12 protein-coding genes are annotated in these 12,267 nt (G+C 66.5%); 6 read left to right on the top strand and 6 right to left on the bottom strand.

The features are described 5' to 3' along the window. Positions 1 to 71 precede the first annotated feature (71 nt). From rpiA to Q0326_RS10255, 4 genes are all read right to left on the bottom strand, one after another. On the bottom strand, positions 72 to 770 hold the full coding sequence (gene rpiA, locus Q0326_RS10270) for a ribose-5-phosphate isomerase RpiA (protein WP_298689852.1): 699 nt from the start codon (positions 768 to 770) through the stop codon (positions 72 to 74). Between the two features lie 17 nt (positions 771 to 787). Continuing rightward, positions 788 to 1,315, bottom strand: coding sequence for a MucR family transcriptional regulator (locus Q0326_RS10265; protein WP_298689809.1), 528 nt, complete (start codon positions 1,313 to 1,315; stop codon positions 788 to 790). Positions 1,316 to 1,766: 451 nt separating this feature from the next. Further along, on the bottom strand, positions 1,767 to 2,591 hold the full coding sequence (locus Q0326_RS10260; RefSeq protein WP_298689808.1) for a heavy metal-binding domain-containing protein: 825 nt from the start codon (positions 2,589 to 2,591) through the stop codon (positions 1,767 to 1,769). Next, positions 2,591 to 3,529 carry a hypothetical protein gene (locus Q0326_RS10255; protein WP_298689807.1) on the bottom strand — a complete coding sequence of 313 codons (939 nt, stop codon included), beginning with the start codon at positions 3,527 to 3,529 and terminating at the stop codon, positions 2,591 to 2,593. The genes Q0326_RS10260 and Q0326_RS10255 overlap by 1 nt, the downstream gene beginning before the upstream one ends. 147 nt (positions 3,530 to 3,676) lie before the next feature. Here Q0326_RS10255 and Q0326_RS10250 point away from each other — a divergent pair, with 147 nt between their 5' ends. The 3 genes from Q0326_RS10250 to Q0326_RS10240 all read left to right on the top strand — a co-directional run bounded on the left by Q0326_RS10250 (position 3,677) and on the right by Q0326_RS10240 (position 7,469). Then, positions 3,677 to 4,888 (top strand): MFS transporter, encoded by a 1,212-nt coding sequence (locus Q0326_RS10250; protein ID WP_298689806.1) that lies wholly within the window; start codon positions 3,677 to 3,679, stop codon positions 4,886 to 4,888. A gap of 32 nt (positions 4,889 to 4,920) precedes the next feature. Beyond that, positions 4,921 to 6,441 carry a fumarate hydratase gene (locus tag Q0326_RS10245; protein ID WP_298689805.1) on the top strand — a complete coding sequence of 507 codons (1,521 nt, stop codon included), beginning with the start codon at positions 4,921 to 4,923 and terminating at the stop codon, positions 6,439 to 6,441. A 338-nt stretch (positions 6,442 to 6,779) separates the two neighbouring features. Continuing rightward, positions 6,780 to 7,469, top strand: coding sequence for an outer membrane beta-barrel protein (locus Q0326_RS10240; RefSeq protein WP_298689804.1), 690 nt, complete (start codon positions 6,780 to 6,782; stop codon positions 7,467 to 7,469). A gap of 135 nt (positions 7,470 to 7,604) precedes the next feature. Here Q0326_RS10240 and Q0326_RS10235 read toward each other — a convergent pair whose 3' ends face one another. Further along, complete coding sequence (locus tag Q0326_RS10235; RefSeq protein ID WP_298689803.1) at positions 7,605 to 8,072, bottom strand: DUF3617 family protein; 468 nt, start codon at positions 8,070 to 8,072, stop codon at positions 7,605 to 7,607. A 151-nt stretch (positions 8,073 to 8,223) separates the two neighbouring features. Here Q0326_RS10235 and uvrB point away from each other — a divergent pair, with 151 nt between their 5' ends. From uvrB to Q0326_RS10220, 3 genes are all read left to right on the top strand, one after another. Beyond that, positions 8,224 to 10,419 (top strand): excinuclease ABC subunit UvrB, encoded by a 2,196-nt coding sequence (gene uvrB / locus Q0326_RS10230; RefSeq protein WP_298689802.1) that lies wholly within the window; start codon positions 8,224 to 8,226, stop codon positions 10,417 to 10,419. Between the two features lie 125 nt (positions 10,420 to 10,544). Next, a complete protein-coding gene (locus Q0326_RS10225; protein ID WP_298689801.1) occupies positions 10,545 to 11,099 on the top strand; it encodes a hypothetical protein in 555 nt (184 codons plus the stop codon). A gap of 47 nt (positions 11,100 to 11,146) precedes the next feature. Further along, the gene (locus Q0326_RS10220) at positions 11,147 to 11,287 is read left to right on the top strand and encodes a hypothetical protein (RefSeq protein ID WP_298689800.1); all 141 of its coding nucleotides are present in this window, start codon (positions 11,147 to 11,149) and stop codon (positions 11,285 to 11,287) included. A gap of 295 nt (positions 11,288 to 11,582) precedes the next feature. Here Q0326_RS10220 and Q0326_RS10215 read toward each other — a convergent pair whose 3' ends face one another. Further along, positions 11,583 to 12,008 carry an OsmC family protein gene (locus Q0326_RS10215; RefSeq protein WP_298689799.1) on the bottom strand — a complete coding sequence of 142 codons (426 nt, stop codon included), beginning with the start codon at positions 12,006 to 12,008 and terminating at the stop codon, positions 11,583 to 11,585. Positions 12,009 to 12,267 lie beyond the last annotated feature (259 nt).

The following is a 12,267-nucleotide window of genomic DNA, read 5'->3' as shown; positions in this document are numbered from 1 at the left end:
GGGATGCGCTGGAAGGTAAAGCGCGATCTGCCGCCTGCAACGGCCCGATGCAAGCAGGGTTCCCCTGAAAATCAGCTTTTAATGTGCCGCTCGAGCCGCTCGATCCCTTGGCCGCGTCCGATGAACAGCGCGTCGATCTCATCGAGGAACAGGCCGTGGCCCAGCATTCCCGCCACCGCTGTCAATTCGCGCGCCAGGTCGGCCGGATCCATTATGGGTCCGAAACGACAATCTATCAACAGGTTGGACTGGTCGCTGAGTGCGGGCGCGCCGTTGGCGGCGAGGCGGACGACGGGTTCGCCGCCCAGCGCGCGGACGGCGTCGCACACGAAGCTGCGTGCAAAGGGCAGGACCTCTATCGGCACAGGGCGCGTGCCGAGCGTCGCAACCGGCTTGGTCGCATCGACGACACAGATCATCCGGGCTGCCGAGCGTGCGACGATCTTCTCGCGCAGCATGGCGCCGCCACCGCCCTTGATCGCGCGGAAGGCGGGATCGATCTCGTCGGCGCCATCGATCACGAGATCGGTCTGCGCGACGTCCGCGAAGTCGAGCATCGCGATGCCGGCGGCCCGCGCTGCTGCCTCCGTAGCGCGCGACGTGCCGACCGTGGTGACGCGCAATCCGTCGCGAATACGCTTGCCTAGCGCCGAAATGGCGAAGGCCGCCGTGCTGCCCGTGCCGAGACCGACGAGCATGCCGCTCTCGATCTCGGCGACGGCAGCCTCGGCGGCTTCGCGCTTACCTCTGTCCGTCGCGGTCTCGATCATCATGACCGAGCGCTGTATCAGGCCTCGACGGGCGCGTCCTGCTTCACCTTGGCGGGGCGGCCGCGCGGCTTGGGCGCGGCGCCTGGCGTTTTGGCGGCCTTCGGCGCCTTTGCAGCGGCGGGCGCCGTTTCAGCGGACGGTGCGTCGTCCTTCTTGCGACCCAGGCCGATCGCGCGGGCAAGGCCGCGGCGCTGCTCGGCATAAGCCGGCGCCACCATCGGATAATCGCGCGGCAGCTTCCACTTGGTGCGATATTCGTCGGGCGTCATGTTGTAGTTGGTGCGCAGGTAGCGCTTGAGCATCTTGAGCTTCTTGCCGTCCTCGAGGCACACGATGTAGTCGTGCTTGATCGATGAGCGGACCGGAACTGCAGGCTGCGCCTCGGGCTCTTCGACCTTTTTGTCGACGCCAAGACCAGTAAGTGCGGCATGGACCTGAGAGATCAGATCGGCGACTTCGTTGGTCGCGACCCGGTTGTTCGCAACATGTGCGGCGACGATGTCGGCGGTAAGGCTCAGCAGCTCGTTGGTCATCTCTTCGCTCATGGGCGGGGTCTCCATTCGGAATCACTCGGCCGCGACTGATTCTGCAAGCCTACGAGCGGCGTCTGTACGCATTCTTGTTCGGCGATCAAGGTTTGATTGCAGGTTAATGACAAAATTATGCTTTTGGCGCATGGATCGCGCTAAGAAAGTTCGGTTTTTCGTCTGGTCTGGATCGCCGGGGATCGGTGTTCCCACGAATAGGTCGTTGATCCGGCAACTGAAAAAAGACAGTTAACATGTGCTTGCCTGACGATCATCTTCGAGACGCGCTTCGAGCCACCGCGACGCTTTGATGTCTGCATGCGGACATCGATAGGAGCGCCGGAAATATTTCAGCATTTTGCGGTCGAGCGGCGCGGATCGGCAACTATACCATCGTCGGCCAGGGGTGCACGAAACATAACCATTTTGAATGCATGTTCAAGGCATCAATGTTTCGTGGGCCGGGTGATCAGCTGTTGACTGAAAGGACCAGCTTTGGATCCGGGATGTCGTCCGACTCATGGCCTTCGATGGGCAATACGGCAGTGCCGATTGCAAAGAATTCGATGACGTGCGGCGACCAATTATGGCTGCCCTCATGGAGGTCTGCACCGACGACGCCTTCCGCGCCCGCCTGCGCGGCCTCGGTCTGCATCCGTTCCATTGCGATCTCGCGGGCTTCATAGAGCGCGAGGCTGAAATTGGTCAGCTCGACATTCTGGCCGACGCTGCCGAGGGTCGCGAGCGGGCCGCGGCGCGCCACATGATAGACGCAACTGCCCATCACCATCTCGAGCGGACGATAGCCGGCGGCGAGCAGCGTCCAGAAGTCCTGTCCCGACAACGCCGAGGTGAAGGGCTGCTGCTTGGGGCCCTTGAAGCCCTGATGTCCCTTGGCGTGGACGACGCCGGTGCCGATCGCGACGAATTCCAGGATCTTGGCGTCCCATTCGAGCCGCTTGACCGTCAGCCGTACGCCGACGATCCCGTCCGCGCCCATCTGTGCCGCCTCGAGCCGCATCCGCTCCATCGCCAGCGCGCGCGCCTCGTACATGGCGGTCGACAGCACATCGAGTTCCTGGTTGGCGCCCCATGAGGCGAATTGGAAGCCGAGATGATAGATGCATGATCCGACGCATAGCCCGACCGGCTCGAACCCGGCCTTGCGCACCAGCAGGAATTCGTTGACCGAAAAATCCGAGGTGAAGATGCCGTCGGGATGGCCCTGGCTGCGCAACCCGGCGAGGCGCTGAAGCGCATGTTGCGGAATGTCCTGCCCGTGCGCGTCGCTCATCAGATGCTGCCCTCTTCTTCGGATGGATCGGTATCGTAGACCGCGTGCCGAACCTCGCCGGTGCGCGCGAGCGGCGAGACGCCGTCGCGCATGTCGACCACGGGTTCGATCGCATGCGGCACGTCGGCACCGCGCGGGGTGTCGACGACGGTGCCGACGACGATGTGGCGGCCGAGATAGGCGGGCGGCTGCTTGTCGCGCTCCTGCCTCAGGATTTCGCCGAAATGCGTGTGCGCGAGCACGCCATTGCCCATTGCAGCGGCGTTGGCGCGAAGTGCGGCATGCGCGTCGCGGCGGATGCCTTCCCAGAAGGTGCCGAGCTCGGTGAGCGGCTGGTTGCCTGCAAAGACGCTGGTCTGCCACTGCGTCTGTTGGCCGCCCCAGGCATTCGCGCCCCAGCCATTGCCATAGCCGCCGCCGAGCCAGTCATAGCGCGCGCCGACCGCGATGCCGACGGGCACGATCCCCATTTCGAGCAGCCGCACGAATTCGAGCGCGGGGACGGTGGCGACGATCGGATCGGGGCTCGGCGTCAATCCCGCTATGCGGATCGCGGTACCGATCAGCGTGAAGTCCATGCTCGGGCCGAAGCTGTGGCGCAGCGTGCGCATCCGTATGTCGACGATCGCGTTGGCGCCGCAGGCCACCGCCTCGCGGCGGATGCGGTTGAGCGCGTGGTGCCAGCCTTCCTCATGCCCTTCGGTCCAGCTCCAGCCATAATGGAACCAGCAGGTGCCCGAGACGGTAGCGATCGGCTTCACGCCGTGGCTCTTGGCGAGCAGCAATTCGGCAGGTGTCATCGTCGCGACCCACGGCTGCTTGCCGATCGCGGCGTTCTGCAGCCGGTCGACGACGAAGGACGGCAGCGACTGGCGGGCGAGCGCCTGCTCCCAGGCGGCGGCCCGCGCCTCATGCTCGGCGCGCTGCCTCGGCGTCACGGAGTCTCGCGAAAACAATCCCATGCGACGCCCCTCACAAGAATGCTGATGCTAACGGCGCAGATCGCGACTGTCAGCCCCGCGTTTCGGCTCGCATAATCGCTGTCACATCCTATCTGGATGGCGGCGCAGCAGAAGGGCCGAAATATGCACGACCGGATCGCGGCCACTGAGGCCGCGCCTGCGGGAATTTCGCCCGCGATCACCTTTGCCTGCGCGCTGGCCTGCGGCGCGATGGTCGCCAACATTTATTATGCCCAGCCGCTGATCGGGCTGATCGCCCCGGAACTGCACATGGCCCCGGGCGCCGCCGGGCTGATCGTGACGCTGACCCAGTTCGGCTATGCGGTCGGGCTGCTGTTCATCGTGCCGCTCGCCGACCGGCTCGAGAACCGCCGGCTGATCCTCGCCACCTTGGGGCTGACGTCCGCGGCGCTGGCGATGCTCGCGGTCGCGCCGAGCGCGACGCTGTTTCTGGCCGCCTCGGCGCTGGTCGGCGTGACATCGGCGGGCGTGCATATGGTGGTGCCGTTCGCCGCGTCGCTGGCACCGCACGAGACGCGGGGGCGGACGATCGGCAACGTCATGTCGGGGCTGCTCGCCGGCATCATGCTGTCGCGGCCGGTGGCGAGCATCATCGCCGAGATCGCCGGCTGGCGCGCCATGTTCGGCATTGCCGCCGGGCTGATGCTGCTGCTCGCACTGTTGCTCGCTCGTGTCCTGCCCGAGCGTCGGCCGACGAGCGGCGAAAGCTATGCGCGCATCCTGCGCTCGATGGGACGCCTGTTGATCCGCGAGCGGCCGTTGCAGCGGCGGACAGCCTATCATGGCTTCGTCTTCACCGTCTTCACGATCTTCTGGACGGCGGTGCCGCTCGAACTCGCGGCGCGCTTCCATTTCTCGCAGACGGGGATCGCCGGCTTCGCGTTGGCGGGCGCGGCCGGCGCGCTGGTCGCGCCGATCGCCGGCCGGCTTGGTGACCGCGGCTACATCCGCGCCGGCACCGGCGTCGCGATGCTGATCCTCGTCGCGTCCTGCCTGTTGGCGGGCTGGGCGGGTGGCGCAGGCTCGCTGATCGGGCTGGTCCTGTTCGCGATCACGCTCGACGGCGCCACGCAACTCAACCAGGTGCTCGGGCAGCGCGTGATCTTTTCGCTGCCCGGCGAGGACCGCGGCCGCGCCAACGCCGTCTACATGACCGTGATCTTCCTGTTCGGATCGACCGGGGGCATCGCCGCCAGTGCGGCCTATCATGCCGGTGGCTGGACGGGGACGATGCTGCTCTGCGCCGTGATGGGGCTCGTCGCGCTGGCGATCTTCGCCACCGAATTCCTTGGCCGCCGCCGCGCAGGCGATTAAGGCACGCTCAACTTCCACCAGCGGGATCTGTCATGACCACTCTCATCCGCGAAGCCGATCTGATCGAGAGCGTCGCCGACGCGCTGCAATATATCTCCTACTTCCATCCTATGGACTATATCCGCGCGCTGGGTCGCGCCTATGAGGCCGAGCAAGCACCCGCCGCCAAGGACGCGATCGCGCAGATCCTCACCAATTCGCGCATGTGCGCGGAGGGCCATCGCCCGATCTGCCAGGACACCGGCATCGTCACCGTGTTCGTAAAGTGGGGTCAGAATTGCCAGCTCGAGTCGACGCGCTCGCTTCAGCAGGTGATCGATGAGGGCGTGCGCCGCGCCTATCTATTTCCCGAGAACCGGCTGCGCGCCTCGATCGTCTCGCCGCCGATCTTTGGGCGGGTAAACACCAAGGATAACACGCCGTCCGTCGTCAACGTCGAGATGGTGCCCGGCGACCATGTCGAAGTGACCGTCGCGGCCAAGGGTGGCGGCTCGGAGAACAAGTCCAAGTTCGCGATGCTCAACCCGTCCGACAGCGTCGTCGACTGGGTGTTGGAGCAGCTGCCCAAGATGGGCGCCGGCTGGTGCCCGCCGGGCATGCTCGGCATCGGCATCGGCGGCACCGCCGAGCAGGCGATGAAGCTCGCCAAGGAATCGCTGATGGGCGACATCGACATGGCCGAGCTCAAGCAGCGCGGGGCTGTGACCGACATCGAGAAGCTGCGCGTCGAACTGCACGACAAGGTCAACGCGCTCGGCATCGGCGCGCAGGGGCTGGGCGGCCTCGCCACCGTGCTCGACGTCAAGATCGAGACCTGGCCGACCCACGCCGCCTCGCTGCCGATCGCGATGATCCCCAATTGCGCCGCGACGCGCCACGCCCACGTCACGCTCGACGGCTCGGGGCCGGCCTTCCTCGAGACCCCCAAGCTCGAGGACTGGCCGCAGGTCGAGTGGAAGCCCTCGCAGGAATCGATCCGCGTCGACCTCGACAATCTGACGCCCGAGGTGGTGGCGAACTGGAAGCCGGGCGACCGGCTGCTGCTCAACGGCAAGATGCTCACCGGACGCGACGCCGCGCACAAGCGCATCGCCGACATGCTCGCCCGCGGCGAGGAGCTGCCGGTCAGCTTCCGTGGCCGCACCATCTATTATGTCGGGCCGGTCGATCCGGTCGCGGGCGAGGTGGTCGGCCCGGCCGGCCCCACCACCGCGACGCGGATGGACAAGTTCACCAAGATGATGCTCGACCAGGGCCTGCTCGCGATGGTCGGCAAGGCCGAGCGCGGGCCGACCGCGATCGCCGCGATCAAGGAGGCGAAATCCGCCTATCTGATGGCGGTGGGCGGGGCCGCCTATCTGGTCAGCCGCGCGATCAAGGCCTCGAAGGTCGTCGGCTTCGCCGATCTCGGCATGGAGGCGATCTACGAATTCAACGTCGTCGACATGCCCGTGACCGTCGCAGTCGATGCGACCGGCGAGAGCGTCCACCAGACCGGGCCGCTGGTCTGGCGCCGGAAGATCGCGGACGAGAAGCTGCTCGAGCGCGTTTGACGAAGCCCTGACGATCCGTTCCCCGGCGCACGCCGGGGCCCAGGCCCGCCCCTGTGGTGCGCGTGGCGCTCGTCACTGGCGTCGGACCTGGGCCCCGGCTTCCGCCGGGGAACGGCTGGCATGCGGTCCGCAATAAGGCAGACAAACGCGATCCTCGCCACGTCTTCGCCGCAATTGGTTCATGCCGCCGACAGGAACCGTGTTGCAAGCGCAACACCGCCCGACCGTGTGCCGACATGGACACGAGTTTAGGGAACGATAGCCCACTCTAGGGACTATCATCCGGCGTCGTCGCTTCGGCGAGGCTTTGTACCAGTTGCTTAAACGAGGTTCTTTTCATGAAGATGTTCCTGCTCGCCACCGGCGCGCTCCTTGCCGCGTCTGCCGCACCCGCTTTTGCGCAGGATGCCGACACCTCTACCCCCGCGATGAGCGCCCCGTCCGACGCCGCCATCTTCACCGGCCCGCGTGCGGAAATCTTCGGCGGCTGGGACCGGGTCGGTACGCGCTCGCGCTTCGATGACGGCACGACGCGCACCACCACCCACGCGCATGACTCGGCATGGACCGGCGGCGGCCTGCTCGGCTACGACATGCCGATCGGCGACAAGCTGACCGTCGGCGTCCTCGGCAGCTATGCGATCTCGACCGCCAAGACCTGCGACTATGCCGGCACCAGCGGCCAGTTCGGTGGCTGCATCAAGTCGGGCCGCGAGATCGAAGGCGGCGCACGCGTCGGCTACAAGGTCACGCCGCGTACGCTCGTCTACGGCAAGCTCGCTTATGTGAACGGCCAGATCCGCAGCAAGTTCGGCGATGGCGTCGAATATGCCGGCGGCCATGCCGACCGTGACGGCGCGCGTGCCGGCGCCGGTGCCGAATTCGCGGTCACCAAGCATGCCTATGTTAAGGCGGAGTATGACTATACCCGCTTCAAGTCGTTCCACGCCGACGATCTCGGCGTCACCGACACCAGCCTGCGCTACGATCGCAACCAGGTGCTCGCCGGTTTCGGCGTCCACTTCTAAGCGACCGCTAGCCTCAAAGACGCCCTGTCGGCTCCGGCCGGCGGGGCGTTTTGCTGCCTGAGCGCTGCCGCATCACGACCGCGAGGTATCGCGCCGGAGGCGGTAACGGCGCTGCCCTCGCGACGGCGACGCTGTCTAGCTTTTGGAAGGCGCGCACAGGCCGATCCGGCGCGCGCTGTCGCGCCCGCGGAAGGTGAGGTTGAGCTTGCCGGTCTGGCCGCTGCCGGTGAAGTCGAAATCATAGCCGTCCGGGCTGTAGTGGCCGGTGCCGACGACATGCATGGTCTGGCCGTGGCCGTCCGCACAGTCGCCCGCCGCGTCGATCTTGCCGCCTGCCATGGTGAAGCGGCCGAAGTGGCAGCTGCCCTCTGCTCCCGCGAGGAAGATGGTGCGGGGATCGGCGAGCTCGGCCGCTGTGTAGCAGTCGCGGCGCGGCTGCGGCGTGGGCAGCTTGCTTTGCATGCGGGCCGCCGCCTGTTGCGATCCGTTGATGCTGGCCAAGGCGTAGACCAGCGTGTCTTGCCACAGACCCGGCATGAGCGGCGGCGCGGGTGCGGCGGCGAGTAGCAGCGGGAGGGCGGTGAGCAATCGGATCGTGCGCATGGTCTTCACTACCCAATAGCGCGACGCATGTCTAAGCGCGGTTCTGCGTTGACCGACGGGACGGGGCGGGCCTCCGACCATTCGCGCGGGACGGGCCGGGAAGTTTGTCGCACCGATTGCGACGTTCGCGCTTCGTCCCCATAGTTGGTGCATGGCCATCCAGATCCGTACCAGCCTCGCCGAGCCCGAAGACCAGCCGATGTTCATGCCGCACCGTCCGGCGCGGCCTGAGAAGTCGGAGGGTGGCAAGGCGTTCCGGCTCGTCTCCGATTATGAGCCCGCCGGAGACCAGCCAGGCGCGATCGCCGATCTCGTCGCGGGCATGAACGACGACGACAAGACGCAGGTGCTGCTCGGCGTCACCGGATCGGGCAAGACGTTCACGATGGCCAAGGTCGTCGAGCAACTGCAGCGCCCCGCGCTGGTGCTCGCACCGAACAAGATTCTCGCCGCCCAGCTCTACGGCGAGTTCAAGCAATTCTTTCCCGACAATGCGGTCGAATTCTTCGTCAGCTATTACGACTATTACCAGCCCGAGGCCTATGTGCCGCGCTCGGATACCTATATCGAGAAGGAAAGCTCGGTAAACGAGGCGATCGACCGGATGCGCCATTCGGCCACCCGCTCGCTGCTCGAGCGCGACGACGTGCTGATCGTCGCCTCGGTGTCGTGCCTCTACGGCATCGGCTCGGTCGAGACCTATTCGGCAATGACTTTCCAGCTCAAGAAGGGCGAGACGGTCGACCAGCGCGAGATCGTCCGCAAGCTGGTTGCGCTTCAGTACAAGCGCAACGACGCCGCCTTCCAGCGCGGCAATTTCCGTGTGCGCGGAGACAATCTCGAGCTCTTCCCGTCGCATTATGAGGACACCGCCTGGCGGATCACCTTCTTCGGCGACGAGATCGAGAGCATCACCGAGTTCGATCCGCTCACCGGCAAGAAGGTGGCGAGCCTCGACTATGTCAAGGTCTACGCCAATTCGCACTATGTGACGCCCGGCCCGACGCTCAAGCAGGCGACCGAGGCAATCAAGCATGAGCTTGCCGAACGGCTCAAGGAGTTGGTCGGCGAGGGCAAGCTGCTCGAGGCGCAGCGTCTGGAGCAGCGCGTCCAGTTCGATCTCGAGATGATCGCGGCCACGGGGGCTTGTGCGGGCATCGAGAATTACAGCCGTTTCTTGACCGGCCGCCTGCCCGGCGAGCCGCCCCCGACGCTGTTCGAATATCTGCCTGAGAATGCGCTACTGTTCGTCGACGAGAGCCACCAGACCGTCGGCCAGATCAACGGCATGTCGCGCGGCGATCACCGCCGCAAGATCACACTCGCCGAATATGGTTTCCGGCTGCCGTCGTGCATCGACAACCGTCCGCTGCGCTTCAACGAGTGGGACGCCATGCGCCCGCAGACCGTCGCGGTCTCGGCGACGCCGGGGCCGTGGGAAATGGAGCAGGCCGGGGGCGTGTTCGCCGAGCAGGTCATTCGCCCGACCGGGCTGATCGATCCGCCCGTGGAAATTCGGCCGGTCGAGCATCAGGTCGACGATCTGGTGCAGGAGTGCCGCGATACCGCCGCCAAAGGCTATCGCAGCCTTGTGACGACGCTGACCAAGCGGATGGCCGAGGACCTCACCGAATATCTCCACGAGGCGGGCCTGAAAGTCCGCTACATGCACAGCGACGTCGAGACGCTCGAGCGCATCGAGCTGATCCGCGACCTGCGGCTCGGCGTCTACGACATCCTGGTCGGCATCAACCTGCTGCGCGAGGGGCTCGACATCCCCGAATGCGGGCTGGTCGCGATCCTCGACGCGGACAAGGAGGGGTTCCTACGTTCGGAAACCTCGCTGATCCAGACGATCGGTCGTGCGGCGCGCAACGTCGACGGCAAGGTCATCCTCTACGCCGATCGCATCACCGGATCGATGGAACGCGCGATGGCGGAGACCGAGCGGCGCCGCGAGAAGCAGACCGCCTACAATGTCGAGCACGGCATCACGCCCGCGACAATCAAGCGCGACATCACCGACATCGTCGGCCACCTTGCCAGCCGTGATCAGGTCACCGTCGACACCGGGATCGACGACCGGCCGCACATGGTCGGGCACAATCTGCGCGCCTATATCGAGGATCTCGAGAAGCAGATGCGCAAGGCGGCCTCCAATCTCGAATTCGAGGAAGCGGGGCGGTTGCGCGACGAGATCCGCAAGCTCGAGCAGGAGGAATTGGGGCTCCCCGTCGCCGAGCATCGCGCGCCGGTGCGTGGCAACTCCACGCTGGGCAAGCCGGGTACGCGGCAGACACGCTATGGCAAGGCCAAGGCCGCGCGCGCGCAGAAGCGGGGCGGGTAAGGCGCCGCCGATCCGATCGCCTTCCCGCTCCGGGCGCGCGCGCATCGGTGCGGGCGGGTCGAACGGAGCGAAGCCCGCGCCCGGCGGCGCTTGCGACTTTCGCGATCCCCCGCCATGGATCGCGCATGACCATGCAGCAGACCCGACGGGCGACCCAGACCAGCGGCGTGGCGCTGACGCTTGCCATGCTGGCCTCCTGCGTGGCGCCGCCGAAGCCGGTTGTCGCACCGCCGCCGGTGCCGCGGCCGGTGCCGGCACTCCCCGCCGCTCCGCCGCAGCAGGATTGGCGCGACATCGCGCTGACGCCCGGCACCTGGACGTGGCGCGGCGGCACCGGCGAGACCTCGATTGCGCAATATGGCATGGCAGGGCAGGCCGCACAGTTCGCGGTGCGCTGCGACCTGCCGAGCCGCATGGTGATCTTCTCGCACGGCGGTACCGCGGGCGCGACAGAGGGCAGCATGACGTTCACGACATCCTTCGGGACGGTCGGTCTGCCGGCGCGCTATGTCGGCGGCCAGCCGCCCGCCATCGCCGCATCCGCCGGTGCCCGCGATCCGCGTCTCGATCAGATCGCGTTCAGCCGCGGACGCTTTCTCGTCGATGTCGCCGGACAATCGCGGCTGGTCCTGCCCGCGTGGCCGGAAGTGGCGCGCGTGATCGAGGATTGCCGGGGCTAGGGCACCCGCCGCGCGTCCGTGCGTTTCCTCCACAGAGGAGAGACTCCATGGTCCGCAAGCTCGAAGACGGTCATTATGTGCTCGAGCGCGATCGCGAGGTCGCGCCGGTCAACCGCATCCGCCCGATCGACCTCGCGGCCGAGAAGCGCCACGACGGCAACAAGAAGGCGCTGTTCCGCAAGGCGTGACGCCAAGCGCAGGGCGAGCCGGTAGCGACGGTCGGCAAGGCGTCGGAAAAGCGCGAAAAAGCGCTTGCATCGCCGGGCTCGATGATTCAGGTTCATGGGGTCCTATCAACGAGCGAAAGGAGGTGACCGATGTCTCATGGTTCAGCTAAGGGGTCGGTTTTATCCGTTCGGGAGATGTCGCGCTAAGCCTGCGGGCTGTTAGCCGCGACCGGGTCTTCCGGGCTGGATCATCCGGCCGCTGACCATGCGAGACCGCCGGGGCGCAGGCCGTCCCGGCGGTCTTTCTCTGTCCGGCTCAGTTCTCCAGCGTCGCCTCGAGCGTGATCTCGGCGTTGAGCAGCTTGGAGATCGGGCAACCCGCCTTGGCGCCCGCGGTGATCTGGTCGAACTCGGCCTGCGCGATCCCCGGGATCTTGGCGGTCAGCGTCAGCGCCGACTTGGTCACCGTGAACCCCTCGCCATCCTTGTCGAGCGTCACCGCCGCCTTGGTGTCGAGCGTGCCGTCGGTATAGCCCGCGCCCGCCAGCGCGAAGCTCAGCGCCATCGTGAAACAGGAGGCGTGCGCGGCGGCGACCAGCTCCTCGGGATTGGTGCCCGCCTCATTCTCGAAGCGCGTGTTGAAGTCGTAGCGCGCGTCGCTGAGCACGCCCGACTGGGTCGAGACGCGGCCCTTGCCGCTTTTGCCGAGGCCTTCATAATGCGCGGTACCGGAACGGATCATGGTCGTCTCCTGTCAGTGTCGGGCGGCTGAACGTGCGGCGGAGCGGATGGTTCGGGGGTCCGTCCCGCGGATCGGTGCGTTGATCGCGCAGACCGCCCGAGGAGACTGACATGGCCGAAGAGAAGCACAACCCCCAGCCCGACCGCGCGCAGCCCGTCGACGCCTATATCCCCGGCAAGCCGGTCGGCGAGCGCCAGGACGGGGCGGGCGCCGCGCCGCCGCGGGCCGACCGCCACGACGCGCTCGCCCCCGGCCACAC

Source organism: uncultured Sphingomonas sp. (genome assembly GCF_937859915.1).
In the GTDB taxonomy this organism is placed as follows: Bacteria; Pseudomonadota; Alphaproteobacteria; order Sphingomonadales; family Sphingomonadaceae; genus Solisphingomonas.
The sequence above is the reverse complement of the archived record's forward strand: the minus strand, read 5'-3'. Positions and strand labels throughout refer to the sequence as shown.